Raw genomic sequence first — 16,401 nt, forward strand, 5'->3', positions numbered from 1 at the left:
AAGAATCCGCGCTGCTTAAGTCATCCCTTAGCCCATTCATTAGCGTCTATAATCAGGGTATTTTTCCGGCGCGGGCGCGCCGCGGGAGGTAAATGAACAGGGAGTTCAGGATTTCCGCCGGGGCTATCGTCATACATGAGGCTAAAGTGCTGCTGGTGAGGTATAACGACCGCTCCGGGCGGAGCTACCTGGTGGGGCCGGGCGGCGGCGCGCTGATTAACGAGAGCACCAGCCGGGCCGCGGTAAGAGAAGTGCGGGAAGAGACCGGCCTTGAAATAAGCCCCGGAAAGATACTCTTCGTGGAAGACATGCTTTCACTCAGGCACCGGATTACCAAGATATGGTTCCTCTGTGAACTGGTGGGCGGGAAGCTGGCCGGGACACGGGGCGCGGCGGAAGAAGCCATAATCGAGGCCGGATGGTACCGGAGAGACCGGCTGGATAACGAAGTTGTTTACCCGGCCCCGCTTTTGCGGTATGACTGGGGTGCTTTTTATAAGGATAACTGGCAGACCATCTACCTGGAACTGCGGGAAGTCGACTTTTAGTTAACGGAGGAGGTACTGACATGGACCGGATACCGGCACAGGCTGATGTAATCGTAATAGGAGCCGGGGCGGCGGGGCTGGCGGCGGCTTTAACGGCGGCGGAGGGGGGCGCTAAAGTCGTTTTGTTCGAGAAGGAGCGCTCGCCGGGGGGCACCTCCAACTTCTTCGAGGGTACCTTCGCCGTGGAAAGCGATATGCAGCGGGAAAGGTACATCACCTACAGCCGGGACGAGGCTTTCAAGAACATCATGGAGTACAACCACTGGCTGGCCAACCCGCGGCTGGTGCGCGCCATCGTCAACGAGTCCGGGGCTACCATAGGCTGGCTGCAAAAGCAGGGAGTGGTCTTTACGGACGCTACCATCAATATGCCGGACGCGCCGCGCACTTACCACGTGGTGAAGGGAAAAGGGGAGGCGGCGGTCATGGCCCTGACCCTGAAAGCCAGGGAAAAGGGGGTGGATATCAGGCTGGCCGCGCCGGTAAAGAACATCGTGAGGCAGGGCGAGCGCATTACCGGGGTGACGGTGGAGACGGACGGGCAGAAAGTAACGGTCAGCGCCGGGGCGGTAATCATCGCCAGCGGCGGCTACGCCAACCATAAAGAGTGGCTGAAAAAGTACACCGGGTTCGACCTGGGGGTCAACCTGGTGCCGGTGGGCAATGTGGACAAGACGGGGGACGGTATCAGGATGGCCTGGGAGCTGGGGGCGGCGGACGAGGGCAAAAGCCTGCTGGAGCTTTACCGGGTGGGACCGGCGGGGCCGGACTTCAACATGGGCAGCCAGCTGGAATACGCGGTCGTCCAGCCGGACCTCTGGGTCAGCCCGCAGGGCGAGCGCTTCTGCGATGAGAGCATCGCTTTTTATGACGCCACGGTGGGGAACGCCAACGCCAGGTTCAAAGAGGGCTTCACCTACAGCCTGTTTAACGACGCCATCATACAGCGGATGCTGGAGAGGGGCATCGACAAGAACCCGGTAATCAGCGTGCCGCCGGGCAGCAAGCCGGTGGACATCTATAAGGAAATAGACACCGCGCTGGCGAGAAAGACCTCCGAGCTGTACGCGGGGGATACGGTAGAGGAGCTGGCCGCGCAAATGAAGGTGAGTCCGGCGGTGCTCCGGGCCACCATCGACGAATACAACGCTTTCTGCGATAAACGCCATGACGACCTTTTTGCCAAGGACCCCCGGTATCTTTATCCCCTGAAAAGCCCGAAGTACTACGCGGTGAAAGCCCGGACGGTCTTCCTGGGGACGATGGGGGGCATAAAAATCAATGAAAGGGCGGAGGTGGTGGCCAAAAGCGGGGCGGTCATGCCCGGGCTATACGCCGCCGGGTTCGACGCCGGGGGGATGTACGGGGACAGCTACCCCATCAAGTGCGCCTCCGGGCTGTCATCGGCGTTTGCATTCAACTCCGGCCGCATCGCCGGGAGGAACGCGCTGAAATACACCGGGAAATAGGACTTTCTGTCATTGAAAAAAGGCCGGCGGAACAGGCGGCAGTCTCCCGTCCTTCTTTCCCCCTGTCCCTTCCGCCCCGACATTATCCTCTTGTTTTTTCCCGTTCTTGGCTGCATTATTAAATAACCTGTCCGTGTATTGCGTCTTGTCATTAATAAATGATGGTATTTTCGACTGCTTGACATAAATTAAAAAACAAATACCCGGTTTTTGAAGCTGACTTAACATATAACAAAAAACAAATACTTGAAGCTGATTACTCGTGGGAAAAGGAAAATAAATAAAAAAAACAATTACAATTCTTTTACCCGCCCGTCCCGCCGCCTGGATTCCCGCTTTCGCGGGAATGACATTTTGGTTAAAGCCATGATAGAGATTGCCAAACAATGACGGGGGGAACTGGTTTCACTCCCGCCCTTATAATCCGCCGGCTATTTTTTCTTTATCCTTAAATTTCCACTCGCGGATTTCCCCGCGCGGCACCAGAACAAGACCGGCGGTTCCCGGAGCCCGGACAATATCGAGTATTTTCCCCGCTACTTCTTCCGGTGTCTTGCCCGTGGTGTCCAGATGAATCGCATCCTGTGCTTTGGCCGCGCGCGCAAACCGTAACTCCGGCCCGGTCACGCCGTCCCGTGCGGCGCTTCTGGCGGCCAGGGCGGGAGTTGAACAATGCAGCATGAAGAACAGCAGGTCATAGTCCTTTGCTCCAATCCCGTTAAGGATGCCATCGGTAATCCATTTTTCCGTAAGGACCACGGACGATAATAGGACGTAATCGAATTTGGATTCAAGGTAGGTATTGAGGACGAAAGACATATTCCTGTCGCTATTGCGCAGACGCGGGTCTTCCACGGAAAAAGGATTGACGCACCAGACATCGTCGCCGTCCAGCCAGGCCGCGTTCTGCAGAGATGCAAACACTTTCGCCGCGCAGGTAGTTTTGCCGACCCACGGCGGGCCGCTTATCATGATCAGAAGCTGTCTTTTTGGTGCCATATTTACTGTAGTTCCTGTTTCTCTTAAGCGCTGAACGAAGAATGGACCGGTGAAAACCCCAACCTCCCGGCGATGCGTAATGACGGTATGTTGTTCGCGTAAGCCCCGTACCAGGCAATCCCACCCTGGTCGAGAATAAATAGCGTGCCCGCGGCAACAACATCGAGGGCATAACCCTGTCCCCGTAGCGGTCCTTCCGTCGCCACGCCAAACCCGGCCACATCATCGCCTCGCCAGAAAATGACGGCAACGCTGGCGCAGCGGGGGCCATATTCGGGCAAAAGAGCGGCGGGCACCGTGGGGTCGTTGTGGTAGCAGGCAAAGGCCCAGGTGAAATCACCCGTCTCCGATGAACGCCGTTCCCCTAGGCGTAATGCATAATCTCCGGCAGGGATGTCCTTCTTTTTTAAAGCCGCCACGTCATGCCGGGGCTTAACCGGGCGGAATTTTTCACGCTCCGTAAGAAAGTAGTCGAGACCGTACATCTCATCGAGAGATGCCGCATCGGCGGACGGCAACGCCCTTTTTATTGCCGCGAGGCCGAAGGGCGAAAACAGCTCCCGGTCCGTCAGCGATTCCGCACAATCTTTCACCGCTGTCACGATGCGCGGAATGCCGGTTACCAGGATGCCGCTATTACCTGTAATACGCTGGACGAGCAGCCGGTTCTTTGGCTTATCCGTCCTTGCCCCGGACACGCGAACGCGCACTCCTTCATCCGGGAACGCCTGGAGAGGCAGTCCGGCGGCATTCTCGACCCATTGGCGTACACGGTCATCCATCGCCAAAACCCTTCCCTACAGCTTATCCTCGTCCAGCGGGGATAAAGGCAGGCCCCCGCCCACGCAGATATCTTCCCCCGTCACGTAAGAAGAAAGCCCGGAGGCCAGGAATAAAGCCACCCCGGCGATGTCCTCCGGCGTGCCCATACGGCGCATCGGGACTTTTTTATTGAGCTTTTCCAGCAGGCCCGGCTGCTCTTTCAGGATATCGGTATAAAAGTCGGTCAATATCGGGCCGGGCAGGATGGCGTTCACGGTGATATTCAGGTGCGCCAGCTCCACGGCCAGGTCCCGCGTCAGTCCCAGCACCCCGCCCTTGGCGGCATGGTAATGCACGATGGGCGCTGGCGGGCTGACGGCCCCCATGGATGAAAGGTTGATAATCTTGCCGTACCTGTTCTTTTTCATTACCGGCACCACCGCCCGGCAGCACAGGAACTGGCCTTTCAGGTTGATGTCTATTATCTTGTCCCAGGCCGCCTCCGTGGTGTCCTCTATTTTAGCGTCGCCGGAGACGCCGCCGGCGTTATTCACCAGGATATCTATTTTCCCGTACCTCTCTACCGCGAGGTCGGCCAGGGCCTGGACCTGTTGACCATCGGCAACGTCGCACCTGACAAAAAAAGCCTCCCCGCCCCCCTTTTTAATGTCCGCCGCGGTCTTTTCGCCCTTGTCCGGGGAAATATCCGCGATAACCACCTTCGCGCCTTCCGCGGCGAACCGTACCGCGATGCCCCGCCCGATGCCCGCCGCCCCGCCGGTTATGACAGCCACCTTGTCTTTAAGCAGCATTGCAGCCTCCCGTGAACGCATTTCAAGTCTCAATATACCCGATATGACGGTAAGTGACAAGTAATAGGGGACAAGTAACCAACCTCTCTCCCTCTTATCCCTTTCCCCGCTGGCAAGGAGAGGGAGGATGATTGTGTTAAGTTTCAAGTGACAAGTAACAAGAACAGATAACGTATCAGAAAGCTTCAGTTTTTTTATCATGGTTTTAAGTTTTGATTTTTGAAATTATTTAGTATTTAGAGCTTAGGATTTAGAGCTTTCCCTCCGATATTGTATAATAGGTCAACAGTCTTATTCTGATTGCAAAAAGGAGATGATGCCTATCATGAGCAGCCTGCAAGGAAAAACAGCCCTGGTCACCGGCGCCGCCAGCAAGCGGGGCATGGGCCACGCCATCGCCATAAAGCTGGCTAAAGAGGGGGCGGATGTCATCGTGGCGGACAAGTTCGCTACCCCCAAGAGCATGTTCCCCGGCGATGAAAAATGGGGCGGCCTGGAGGAAATCGTCAGGGAAATCAAGGCGCTGGGCCGGAAAGGCCTGGCGTTGACGCTGGATATCAATGTCAACCGGGAAATAGAAGCGGCGATGGGTAAAATCCTGGAGCAGTTCGGCCGGCTGGACATACTGGTTCATGCCGCCGCCATCCGCGGGCCGGTGGGCGTTAACGTTATCGACCTCGCGGAAAAAGACATAAGGTCGGTTATCGACATCGACCTGGTGGGGGCGTTCCTGGTCTGCAAAGCGGCAGCGCGCATGATGGTGGCGGGGAAAAAAGGGGGGAAGATGGTCATCTTCTGCTCGCTGGCGGGCACTCACGGCGTGACGGGCAGCGCGGCCTATTCCGCCGCCAAGTACGGCACCATCGGGCTTACCAAGAGCCTGGCGCTGGAGCTGGCCAAATATCAAATCAACGTCAACGGCATCAACCCGGGCATGATTGTGACCAACCTGCGGGATGATGCCTTCCAGAAAATGGCGGAGGCGGAGGGCATCAGCTGGGAAGAGGCGCGCAAGAAAGACCAGGGCGGACTGGCTAACCGCATCCCCTGGGGGCGGCTCGGCACCCCGGAAGAGGCGGCGGACCTGACCTATTTCCTGGTCTCCGACCTGGCAACCTACGTCACCGGCGAGGTGATTGCGCTGGGCGGCGGGGTGACTTAGGGGGAAAGGGTGAGTTTACGGTAGACAGTTTTCAGTTGACAGTTGACAGTAGGGGTTAGGGGCAAAAGATAAAAATGAACTACCCTATAGATAAAAACTACTATACAGACCGCCGGGATAAGCTTTTAGCCGATTATGCCGAAGACGCGCGGCGCTGGAGTCCGCTGGTATTCGGCCGCTATGGGGAAATACAGGGGTTCCGGATTTTGCAGGAAGCGCGCCAGAATTTTGAAAACCTGATTCCGCAGATACCCTACATCGGCGGGGACGAGAATATTTATACCAAAAACCTGGTCGATTCCGTGCGCTACCTGGCGCTTTACCAGGCCATGAAGAAATTCGGCAAGAGCGTGGAAGAGGCGGGGAAAATAATCTATGACGTCTGCCTGGTTAAAGCCGGCGAGCCGCGCCCGCCCATCCCGCCCGGCGAGTTTCTAACGCCGGAACAGCTATGGGAACGGAGTAAAAAAGCCGCGGCAAGGACACAGGAAAAGCGCTATCCCGGCGATTACGTCTATACGTTCGTCCCCGGCGACGGTAAAAAATTCGATAGCGGCCTGGATTTCACCGAATGCGCCTCCATGAAGTTTTACCATGAGCAGGACGCCGATGAGCTTCTGCCGTACTACTGCTATCTCGATTTCGCGGCGGCTCAAGCGCGCGGTACCGGTTTTACCCGCACGATGTCCCTGGGCGAGGGACAGGGCAAATGCAATCACCGCTTTAAGGTTAAAGGCAAGACGGAAGCGCCCTGGCCGCCGCCGTTTTTAAAGAAAGACCGCCGGAAACGAACTAAAAAAAATAATGTGGCCGCCATAGCCGCTTTCGCGGAATACCTGACCTCCACCTGTTATGAAGATTTACCGGAAGCCGCGGTAGCGTCCGCCAAGCAAGAGGTGCTGGACAGTCTGGCTACCGCCCTGGGGGGTTCCGGCAAAGCGGGCGTGGCCGAGCTGGTGGAGGTGGCGCAGGAGTGGGGCGGTGCCGCCCAGAGCACGGTTATCGCTCACGGTTTCAAGTGCCCCGCCCCCAACGCCGCCCAGGTCAACGGCACCATGATACACGCGCTGGACTACGATGACGGCCACCAGATGGCGCTGGTGCACATCGGTTGTGTGGCGGTGTCCACCGCTTTCGCCGCGGCGGAGCGCATGGGCCGGATAAGCGGCAAAGAGCTGATTACTGCCATCGCGCTGGGCGGGGATTTCACGGCGCGGCTGGGACTGGCCAGCAAACCGGGCAAGAGCGCCCTGGCCTCCGGCTGGCACCCCACCACGCTCTTCGGCTACCTGGGCGCGGCGGCTGTCGCCGGCCGGCTATTCCGGCTCGATGAAGACAGGATGATTAACGCTTTGGGCCTGGCCTACCATCAATGTGGCGGGGCGGGTTCTGGCGTGGCGGACGGCGCTTTGGCCAAGCGCATGGGGCCGGGGCTGGCGGCCAAGGCCGGGATAACCTCCGCCCTGATGGCGGAGCGGGGCATTACCGGCGAGCGCGACCCCCTGGAGGGGAAGTCCGGGCTGTACATTACCTACATGGGCGGGGACTACGACCCCTCCATACTCACCGCCGACCTGGGGAAAAGGTGGGAGGGGATAAATATCGGGGACAAGCCCTACCCCTGCTGCGGGCTGACCCACGCCGCCATCGACGCGGTGCTGGCGATTAAAGCCAAACACGATTTTAAAATAGAGCAGATTAAAGAGGTCACCGTTACCGCCGGGCAGGCCGCTTACGACCTTTCCCGGCCGCCGGAGGTAAAGAAAAACCCGCGGACGATTATCGACGCCCAGTTCAGCGTGCCATACGTGACGGCGGCGGCTTTGTTTAACGGCAAGGTAACGGTGGACAACTTCACCGAAGAAGCCATTAAAAGGCCGGAAATCCTGGGCATGGCGCAAAAAATCAACACCGTGCTGGATAGCGCCATGGACCGGCACGGGGTGGGGCCGTCCCGCGTCACGGTCGACATGGCGGACGGCGCGTCATACACGGAGTATGTGGAGCACTGCCTGGGCAGTACCGAGCGCCCCATGAGCTTCCAGGACGTGGTCAGGAAGTTCCGGGAGTGCGCCGCCTGCGCTGTCAAACCGGTGGGGGAGGATAAGGTGGAAAAGGTCATTCAAATGGTGAGCATAATGGAAACCCTGCCGGATGCCACCGAGATTATACGGGTGTTGGGATAGGGTGTTTTTTATAATTCCGGGACATTGACTTAGTTCAGGGTAAAATCCGGCCGGAATCCGTTTATTGTATTCATCATTTTATATCAAGAGCAAATGAGGCTCCACCCGCCAGCGTCTTCTCAATAACCCGCGCACAGCAATCAGCCGTAACAAACCACCAGGATACCCAACCATTTTCCCTGGAACCGGGCACTATTGACAAATATATAGTTAAGATACTAATATATTAAGTAACTTACATAAATTATTCCAGTATGTTAGACAGAAGAAGTCAAATAGAGGGTATCCTGCAAAGCTTTCACGCTATCAGGCACAGATTGCTGACAGGCACCTATATTCTCTCCGCCAAAAACCAGATCCCTAACTCTCAATGGATGGTACTGCGTATCGTATACCAGAATGAGGGCATAGGGGTGAAAGAGCTCTCGCGGATGCTGGGTATCAGCAGCAGCGCCGCCACACAACTGGTGAATAGCCTGGTAAAAAAGGGGCACCTGGTCCGCGAGGTAAACCTTGAAGACCGCCGCGCTTTAAAAATACGGCCATCGAAAAAGACTAAAGAGCTTATTGATATTTCTAATACCCAGGCTTTAGGGAAAGTGTACTCGCTGTTTGACGTGCTATCGGATGAAGAGTTGCAAAAATATTGCGACTTAAGTAAAAAAGTCGCCGTTAAAATCCTGGAGAAATAAGATATTCGGTTGGATTATATGCATTGCGCTATAGAATATTCTGGTTGGCATAGTAAAGGAGTACAATCCCGTGGAATCAACAACAGCCAAAAGATACCGGCAACGCTGGCTAGGTCTGACCTTTTTAGGCGTTGCGTTACTAATAATCAGCATCGACAACACCGTCCTGAATGTAGCCTTGCCTTCCATAGCCAACCAGTTAGGGGCCAGCACCAGCGGGCTACAATGGATTGTTGATGCCTATACGCTGGTGTTTGCCGCGCTACTCCTGACTTCGGGGTCGATTGGCGACCGGACCGGCCGCAAGCGAGCCCTCCAGGTGGGGCAGATAGTCTTCGGCATAGGGTCACTGGCCTGCGCACTGGCCACATCGGAAGGGATGCTTATCGGTTTCCGGGCGTTCCTGGGTATCGGCGGGGCAATCATTATGCCTTCCACCCTTTCCATCATCACGGCCACCTTCACCGATGCGAAAGAAAGGGCCCTGGCCATAGGGATTTGGGCGGGAATATTCGGGCTCGGTTCCGGTGTCGGCCCGGTTATCGCCGGGAGCCTGCTGGAACACTTTTCCTGGAGTTCAGTTTTTTACATCAATCTGCCGGTGGTCGTTATCGGATTAATCGGAGTGAATTTCTTCGTGGGAGAGTCCCGTGATGAAAAAGCCCCCAGAACGGACATTCCCGGGTTGCTGATGTCCATTATCGGCCTGTTCGCCCTGGTGTATGGCATTATCCAGGCGGGGAGAGGAAGCTGGACGGAGGGCCAGGTAGTATGGTCTTTAGGCACGGCGGTGGTGGTACTGCTGCTGTTCATCTGGTGGGAAAGGCGTTCTCCCAACGCCATGATGCCGATGAAGCTGTTTAAAAACATGTCCTTCACGGGAGCGAATATCGCCCTGGCGATGGTCATGTTTTCCATGTTCGGCTCGCTGTTTTTCCTGGGCCAGTATTTCCAGTCCGTGCAGGGCTTCACGCCGCTCCAGGCCGGATTACGTCTTTTGCCGATGGCGCCCATATTGATGATTATGGCCGTCAGCTCGGCGCGCATCGCCAGAAGCATCGGGATAAAGCTGAGCGTAGGCTTAGGAATATTGATAGCGGCCGGCGGTCTTTACTACGTTTCACAGATAGTACGTGTGGATACTCCCTACTGGGTGCTTTTAATTGCCATGATCGTCCTGTGCTCCGGAATGGCGATGGCCATGAGCCCGGCCACGAACTCTATAATGGGTTCCGTACCGGTCAACAAAGCGGGTGTAGGGTCGGCGATGAATAACACCTTGCGCCAGGTGGGCGGCGCGCTGGGCGTAGCGGTATTGGGCACATTAATGAACAACACCTATATCAGCAAAGTCAACCTGGCGCTGGGTAATCCACAGATGGGCCTGCCGGCGCAGGGGCTGGATGCCATCCGCAGCGGTATCCAGGGCGCCCATATCTTCGCGGATAAAATGGGTGACCCTGCCGTTACGAAGACCATTATCGATGTCACCAACAACGCCTTTGTCTCCGGCATGAAAGAGGCGCTGGTGATAGGCGCGATCATTTCCGCCGCCGCCGGACTGATTACCCTGATTATCCTGCCGGCTAAAATCCAACCGCCAATCGAAGACTAGAAGCGACAGGCTGATAAACAGTCGGACTATGACGGCATTCAAGGCCATGAGATTGCTGCGCCGCCGTGGCCTGGCAAAATCACCATGAATGCTCATGGCGATGACCTATGTCTGGCTGTCTCTTAAGACCTTCCCGGTGGCTTTGTCCTTCCAGTAGGCCCGCTGTTGCACCGGCCAGTTGAAGCTTATCGAGCCGGGGCGGGGGCAATCGTTCACGCAGCAGCCGCAGTACCAGCACTCGTCCGGGTGTAAAATCACCGGCGGCTTGCCTTTCTCCGGGTTGGGGATATAGACGTCCACCTGGCAGACCTCTACGCAGTGGTTGCAGCCGTTGCACACCTCCGGATGAAAAATCACGTTGGTGTTCGGGGTGGTGATGTTGGGTAAAGCGTATATCTTGTTTTGAGCCATCGACGTCTCCTTATTTTCCTTGATACACACCGGTGTAGTCTTTATTATGCGCCTCGTAGTTGGCCACCATATCGCCCCAGTACTTCTGCGGCAGCTCGCCGGTGACCACCTTGCCGTCGGCCATCTTGATGGTGAGGTATTTGTTCCAGTCCGGCGGGTCGAGCTCGGGGTAATCGATACGGAAGTGGTTGAGCATCAGGCCGCTGGCGCGCCGCGCCAGGGTGGCGTTGATCATAATCCGGCCGTGTGTCAGCAGACTGAAATCCTCCACGCTGCGCATCAGCTTGTGCGGGTCCAGCGCGTAGAGCCGGGGCACGTGGACCTCCTCGATTTCCTGGAGCGCCTCCAGCCCCATTTTCAGCAGCTTTTCCGTCTTGTATTCCGTGCAGAAGTACTGCATGGCGCGGGCGATGCCGGCGTGCAGCTCTTTCCAGTCTATGCCCGCGGTGCGCTTAACCGGCGCGTAAATGCGGGTCTTTTCCAGGGTCAGCTGGTCTTTGGACACCGCGCCGGGTCCGGTCTGTTTAGAGAAGGCCGCCGCTTTGCGTCCGGCGTACCGGCCCGTGGCCGCCGCGTAAGAATGGTCGCCGGCGGCGAACATGTTTTCCCCAGCCACGTAAAGGCCGTCCAGCGTCGTCTTTAAATCCCAGTCCACCACCGGGCCGCCGCCGCCCGCGGTGCGCCACTGCGAGGGGCTGTTGCCCTCGATGAAATTATAGTTTTGGAGGAGGTGCCTGGCGGGGTCGAACCCGGCCTTTTCGTACGACTCCGTAATGATTTTGCAGGTGGACTCCTCACCGAGCATCAGCTTCCAGGTAGCCCGGCGCTCCAACTCGGACATGGCCGGGAAGTCCCCGTAGAAGGGCAGGGCGTACTCGCCGGTTTTTATGCCTTTGATAATCTGCTCCATGGTTTCCTGCGTCGGTCTCATGGCGCCGCCGTCCGCCCAGCCCTGGGTGGGCCAGGGCAGCTTTTTGCCGTTGGCGTCCACCAGTTGGACGTTCTCGTAGCTGGCATCGCCGGCGCCGCCGTACCAGGTATGCTTGTAGCCGGTGCCTATGTTCAGGATGCCGGTGCGCTCCATCAGGGTGAGGGCCGCGCCCGCGCGGAAAGCCATGGCGTTGCCGTCCCCGGTCATGGTGCGGGAGCGGAAGGTGTTATAGCCCGTCAGCTCCGTATTTAACATAAAGAGCGACCAGTCCCCGGCGGTAGCCACCACCGCGGCCTTGCACCTGAATATCATGAACTCTCCGGTGCGGCCGTTCAGACCGGTAGCGCCGATAACCCGTCCGCCCTGGATGCCTTTTTCCGTCAGCAGGCTGGTAATCATCACGCGGTCGAAGATTTTAACGCCCAGCCGCTTGCATTCCTTTTTCAGCGCGGGCTTGAAAGTCGTACCCCATATCCTGATGACCACGTTGTTGAGCTTGCCTTCCGGGTTGCTTTTAAGAGGTACGCGGGTCATGGATTCGGCGCCGAAGCCGACGCTGCGGGTGTAGCGCGGGGATATCATTATCCTGGTCTTATCGTCCCGGCCTTCCACGCCGAGGTACTCGTCTTTGGTGTCCCTGATTTTGCCCCCCATCTGCTCCATTTCCGCCAGGGTGTCCCAGTCCTCGCGGCACTGTATCTGGTTGCCGATGCCGTTGCAGTAGGGCATGGTGGACATGTGCTGCGCCCATTCGTCCGGGTCGACATTGGAGAGCGGGTTGGCGGGGACATTGCACCAGTGGTCGCAGCCCGGGCCGCCGGCGCCGCTGCGGACAACGTCCCCCTTTTCCGCCAGCGCCACCCGCACGCCCTGCCGCGCGGCGTTGATAGCCGCCCAGCACCCCGCGATACCGCCGCCGATTATCAGGACATCGGTATCGATTTCCTGTTCCTGGTCATAGCGGATGGGGTAGGGCCAGGAGGGCGCTTTGCCGTCTTTTTCCATGAAGTCATGCCATCGGGTCATAAAACCAGCCTCCTTTAGCTTTGTTAACAGTCGTACGAAAGTGCCGCGACGGGAATGGGTCGCAGTTTTTGTATGATTGTACTCCTTTTAACGGCGTACTGGCAATAAAAAAACAGGGCAGGTTTTTCAGGCCTGCCCCGTAATACCAAAGCGGCGTTAAGCGACTAGCTGTCTTCCTGCGGCGGCCTTACCCGGTTGGGCAGGATGAAAAGCGTCAGCACGGCGCTGACCGCCATGATAATAGCGGCTACCACCAGCGCCCGCTCCGAGCCGGAGGTAAAAGCTCTGTGGGATGTATCCGTAATCAGCTGCGCCAGCTGCGGCGACTGCGCCTGGACGGTCTGCGCCACGGCGTTGGCCCCCTGGACGCTCCCCCCGATAATTTCCACCGCCGAAGCGGGAAGCTGCGGCGGCCAGGCCACGGCATTGATATCCGCGATGTAGGTGGAGTTGAGTATCGTGCCCAGCACCGCCACCCCCAGCGCCCCGCCAATTTGCCGCACGGTGCTGTTTACCGCCGAGCCGACGCCGGACTGGTCCACCGGCACCGAGCCCATGATGGAGTTGGTGGACGGCGCCATGGTGAAGCCGATGCCCAGCGAGACGATGCACATCGCCAGCACGAAAGAGGAATAGGGGACGTCCACCGCGGCGATGACGGAAAAATAGTAGAAACCCACGGCCGCTATCAGAATGCCTAACGCCACGGTGTATTTGGTGCCGATGAGCCGGGCAATAGACGCGGAGACGATAGCCGCCACGAAGGATACACCCGCCATCGGCAGCAGCCTGACGCCGGCCTGGAGCGGCGTGAAGCCCTGCACGGACTGTAAAAACTGCCCCAGGAAGAAGAAGGAGCCCATCAGCCCGAAGTGCACCAGCGTCAGCGCGATGTTGGCGCCGGTAAATGACATATTTTTAAAGAATTTCAGCGGCAGCATAGCGTTTTTGTACTTGAACTCCCAGAGGATAAAACCGCCCAGCAGCACCGCCGCCCCGGCAAAGGAGGCAAGCACATGGGTCTCCGTCCAGCCGTCGTTGCCGGCCTGGATAATGGCGTAGACCAGGATAAACATCCCGGCGATGGAGGCCAGCGCCCCCGGAAAGTCCAGCTTGCGGGGATTTTCCGACTTCGAGTTGGCGATGAAAATGCCCCCGCCGATGAGCCCCACCGCGATGACCGGTATATTGATATAGAATACCGAGCTCCAGTGGTAGTTCTCCAGCAGCCAGCCGCCCACCAGCGGCCCGATGCCCATGCCAAGGGAAAATACCGCCGCCCAGAGCGCGATGGCCGTGGCCCGCTCTTTCGGCTCGCGGAAAGTGGCGGTAAGAATGGAAAGCGTGGCCGGCATAATCGTCGCCGCCCCGATGCCCATCAGCGCCCGCATGGCGATGAGCGTTACGTTGGACTTGGAAAGCGCCGCTCCCAGTGAGAAAACGGCGAAGATTACCAGGCCAACCATCAGCGTGGGCTTGCGTCCCAGCCGGTCGCCCAGGTAGCCTATCGTCAGTAAAAGCCCGGCGATGGCCAGCACGTAGGCGTCCACAATCCACTGGAGCTGGCTGCTGCTGGAGCCCAGGTCTTTGGCAATCGAGGGCAATGCCAGGTTCAGTACCGTATTGTCCAGGGAGATAATCAGCAGGGCAACACCCATGAAGGCAAGGGCGATCCAACGCTGGCGGTAGGCTTTTGTCTGGTCCGGCATAGATGTCTCCATTTTACATTTATCCTTCTTCATCGATGATATTTTCAATATTGTTGCAGGCCGCGGCGATGATGTCCTTGATTTCCGCCAGCCTTTTCTTGCTCAAATGCTGTGTTTTACGGTCGACTAAGCGCACCATTCTTCTCAGCTCGCGGTAGGCATCGCGCAGCTCGTCCCGGCTGCTTTCCTGCTGCCAGTGGAGCATGTGGTTTTTAATGCGGATGACAGTGTCCCGGCTTTCCTCCAGGAAGCGGGTGCCGGCCGCGCTGATAACATAGACTTTTTTGCCGTCCCGCACGGAGGAGGAAACATAGCCCATGTCTTCCAGCATTTGCAGGGTAGGGTAAACGCTGCCGGCGCTGGGGGTATAAAAACCGTGGAAGTGTTGCTCCAGGGAATGGATGATTTCATAGCCGTGGCTCGGCCCGCTCTGTAGCAGGTTGAGGATAACGTACTTGATATCGCCCTTGGCGAATAAGCGGGAATGATGTTTGGACTCAAAGATGTGCTTCAACATATCGTACGCCAATGTATGTATTACGATATATTGTAATGTGTTGTAGTAGCTTTGTCAACGGGTTTTGAAAAAATATATTTTCGGCTGGTGGGGCGGCGGAAAAGGAAGGGCAGGCCAAACGGCCTGCCCCGTAAGATGCCCCTGCCGCCACCGTCATGGCGCTAACCGGGCGCCTCTCCGGCCCCGCGGCGGCTTTCCTTACCGCTAAAAGCCTCCCCGGTTAGTCGTGCCGGCGCCCGCGGTGGGCGGTAGCCAGCGGCGCCACGGCCAGCCAGAGGGTGATGTTTACCAGCATGGCGTTGACGTAGCTAAGCGTGAGGCTCAAGTCCAGGTGAGACGCAATCACGCCCCAGAGCAGCATCAGGAAAAAGGAGCTCAGGAAAAACCCGGGAATAGCGGCCAGAATTCTAAAGTAACCCATTTTGTGCCTCCTCAATAATCTATGCCACTATTATAAGACAGAAAAATCCCGAATACTATATCCGGAAGAATAGCTTAACCTGTACGTAAGTATAGTTTTTTGAACTTGACATACCGCTAGTAGTGATGTACATTTTTTTCAGTCGGCTATTACAAAGATGCAACTAATTTAAGGAGGAACGGATGCCTGGAGTATTAAAAGATAAAGTAGCCATCATTACCGGGGGAGGCAGGGGACTGGGTAAAGCCTTCGCGCTGAAGTACGCCGAAGAAGGGGCCAGGCTGCTGCTGCCGGATGTCGGGCTGAAGCAGGCGGAAGAGACCGCCGCGGAAATCAAAGCCAAGGGCGGCAAAGCGGCGGCCATCATGACGGATGTTTCCGATGAAAAGGCAACGCAGAAAATGGCGGAAGAGGCCATGAAGCTCTACGGCCAGATAGACATCCTGGTGAACAACGCCGGCATCTGGGCCGGGCTGAACATTACCCCCTGGGACGCCTGGAAGGTGGAGGACTGGGAGCGGATATTGAAGGTTAACGTCATCGGGACGTGGCTGTGCTGCAAGGCGGTGGCGCCATTTATGACCAAAGCCAAGCAGGGCAAGATAATCAATATCGCCTCCAACGTACCGCAGGTGCCGGCGGCGCAGGTCTTCCTGCCTTACGCCTGCTCCAAGGGCACGATTTACACCTTTACCCATGCCATGGCCCGCGCTCTGGGCGGCGCCAACATTAACGTCAACGCCATCGCGCCGGGATACACTACCACCGCCGCCAGCCTGGACCAGCGCGACAGCGAGGGGACATTCAAGCTGGCCACCGCCGAGCAGGCTTTCCAGCGCCGCGAGGAGCCGCAGGACCTGCTGGGAGCGGCGGTATTTTTAGCCTCCGCCGCGTCCGACTTCATTACCGGGCAGGTGCTGTACGTGGACGGCGGCACGGTGATGCTTTAAGCGAGCAAGTAACAAGGAATAAGGAAGTATTAAGCAATAAAGGGGAAAAGGGGAGGGGGGCCGAATGAACTGCACCCCTAAAGTTGGACAGTATGATATGCTGGAAATAACTTTAGGGGTGTATTTTTATGCCAAAAGGGAAACCGTATACCGGGAAGTTTAAACAAACGGTAGTAGAAGACATCAGGAAG

Annotated in this window: 16 protein-coding genes; 7 read left to right on the plus strand and 9 right to left on the minus strand. The window is 57.3% G+C overall.

Annotation, left to right across the window (positions count from 1 at the left end):
• The first annotated feature begins 92 nt into the window (after nucleotides 1-92).
• Both WC370_03300 and WC370_03305 read left to right on the plus strand, forming a co-directional pair.
• Nucleotides 93-548, plus strand: coding sequence for an NUDIX domain-containing protein (locus WC370_03300; protein ID MFA5308496.1), 456 nt, complete (start codon nucleotides 93-95; stop codon nucleotides 546-548).
• The gene (locus WC370_03305) at nucleotides 506-2,017 is read left to right on the plus strand and encodes an FAD-dependent oxidoreductase (protein ID MFA5308497.1); all 1,512 of its coding nucleotides are present in this window, start codon (nucleotides 506-508) and stop codon (nucleotides 2,015-2,017) included. The genes WC370_03300 and WC370_03305 overlap by 43 nt, the downstream gene beginning before the upstream one ends.
• Before the next feature lie 9 nt (nucleotides 2,018-2,026).
• Here the strand turns inward: WC370_03305 and WC370_03310 are convergent, their stop codons facing one another.
• The 4 genes from WC370_03310 to WC370_03325 form a co-directional block, all read right to left on the minus strand.
• The gene (locus WC370_03310; GenBank protein ID MFA5308498.1) at nucleotides 2,027-2,404 is read right to left on the minus strand and encodes a hypothetical protein; all 378 of its coding nucleotides are present in this window, start codon (nucleotides 2,402-2,404) and stop codon (nucleotides 2,027-2,029) included.
• Nucleotides 2,405-2,434: 30 nt separating this feature from the next.
• A complete protein-coding gene (locus tag WC370_03315) occupies nucleotides 2,435-3,016 on the minus strand; it encodes a hypothetical protein (protein ID MFA5308499.1) in 582 nt (193 codons plus the stop codon).
• A gap of 23 nt (nucleotides 3,017-3,039) precedes the next feature.
• Nucleotides 3,040-3,714 carry a hypothetical protein gene (locus WC370_03320; protein ID MFA5308500.1) on the minus strand — a complete coding sequence of 225 codons (675 nt, stop codon included), beginning with the start codon at nucleotides 3,712-3,714 and terminating at the stop codon, nucleotides 3,040-3,042.
• A gap of 99 nt (nucleotides 3,715-3,813) precedes the next feature.
• Nucleotides 3,814-4,590, minus strand: a complete 777-nt coding sequence (locus WC370_03325) for an SDR family NAD(P)-dependent oxidoreductase (GenBank protein MFA5308501.1) — start codon at nucleotides 4,588-4,590, stop codon at nucleotides 3,814-3,816.
• A gap of 325 nt (nucleotides 4,591-4,915) precedes the next feature.
• On the opposite strand from WC370_03325, the gene WC370_03330 reads away from it, so the two are divergent.
• The 4 genes from WC370_03330 to WC370_03345 all read left to right on the plus strand — a co-directional run bounded on the left by WC370_03330 (nucleotide 4,916) and on the right by WC370_03345 (nucleotide 10,245).
• Nucleotides 4,916-5,752: an SDR family oxidoreductase gene (locus WC370_03330; GenBank protein ID MFA5308502.1), complete on the plus strand. Its 837-nt coding sequence runs from the start codon at nucleotides 4,916-4,918 to the stop codon at nucleotides 5,750-5,752.
• 74 nt (nucleotides 5,753-5,826) lie between these two features.
• Entirely contained in the window at nucleotides 5,827-7,938 is a 2,112-nt protein-coding gene (locus WC370_03335) for an MmgE/PrpD family protein (GenBank protein MFA5308503.1), read from the plus strand.
• Between the two features lie 254 nt (nucleotides 7,939-8,192).
• The gene (locus tag WC370_03340) at nucleotides 8,193-8,630 is read left to right on the plus strand and encodes a MarR family transcriptional regulator (GenBank protein ID MFA5308504.1); all 438 of its coding nucleotides are present in this window, start codon (nucleotides 8,193-8,195) and stop codon (nucleotides 8,628-8,630) included.
• Nucleotides 8,631-8,700: 70 nt separating this feature from the next.
• The gene (locus tag WC370_03345; GenBank protein MFA5308505.1) at nucleotides 8,701-10,245 is read left to right on the plus strand and encodes an MFS transporter; all 1,545 of its coding nucleotides are present in this window, start codon (nucleotides 8,701-8,703) and stop codon (nucleotides 10,243-10,245) included.
• Between the two features lie 105 nt (nucleotides 10,246-10,350).
• Here the strand turns inward: WC370_03345 and WC370_03350 are convergent, their stop codons facing one another.
• The 5 genes from WC370_03350 to WC370_03370 all read right to left on the minus strand — a co-directional run bounded on the left by WC370_03350 (nucleotide 10,351) and on the right by WC370_03370 (nucleotide 15,260).
• Nucleotides 10,351-10,656 carry a ferredoxin family protein gene (locus tag WC370_03350; GenBank protein MFA5308506.1) on the minus strand — a complete coding sequence of 102 codons (306 nt, stop codon included), beginning with the start codon at nucleotides 10,654-10,656 and terminating at the stop codon, nucleotides 10,351-10,353.
• A 10-nt stretch (nucleotides 10,657-10,666) separates the two neighbouring features.
• Complete coding sequence (locus WC370_03355; protein ID MFA5308507.1) at nucleotides 10,667-12,613, minus strand: FAD-binding protein; 1,947 nt, start codon at nucleotides 12,611-12,613, stop codon at nucleotides 10,667-10,669.
• 164 nt (nucleotides 12,614-12,777) lie between these two features.
• Nucleotides 12,778-14,322, minus strand: coding sequence for a DHA2 family efflux MFS transporter permease subunit (locus WC370_03360; protein ID MFA5308508.1), 1,545 nt, complete (start codon nucleotides 14,320-14,322; stop codon nucleotides 12,778-12,780).
• Nucleotides 14,323-14,341: 19 nt separating this feature from the next.
• On the minus strand, nucleotides 14,342-14,839 hold the full coding sequence (locus tag WC370_03365) for a PadR family transcriptional regulator (protein MFA5308509.1): 498 nt from the start codon (nucleotides 14,837-14,839) through the stop codon (nucleotides 14,342-14,344).
• A 220-nt stretch (nucleotides 14,840-15,059) separates the two neighbouring features.
• Entirely contained in the window at nucleotides 15,060-15,260 is a 201-nt protein-coding gene (locus WC370_03370) for a hypothetical protein (GenBank protein ID MFA5308510.1), read from the minus strand.
• A gap of 182 nt (nucleotides 15,261-15,442) precedes the next feature.
• Between WC370_03370 and WC370_03375 the strand changes: the two genes are divergently transcribed.
• A complete protein-coding gene (locus WC370_03375) occupies nucleotides 15,443-16,210 on the plus strand; it encodes an SDR family oxidoreductase (protein MFA5308511.1) in 768 nt (255 codons plus the stop codon).
• The last annotated feature ends 191 nt before the right edge of the window (nucleotides 16,211-16,401 follow it).

Source organism: Dehalococcoidales bacterium (assembly GCA_041652735.1).
Classification (GTDB): domain Bacteria; phylum Chloroflexota; class Dehalococcoidia; order Dehalococcoidales; family RBG-16-60-22; genus RBG-13-51-18.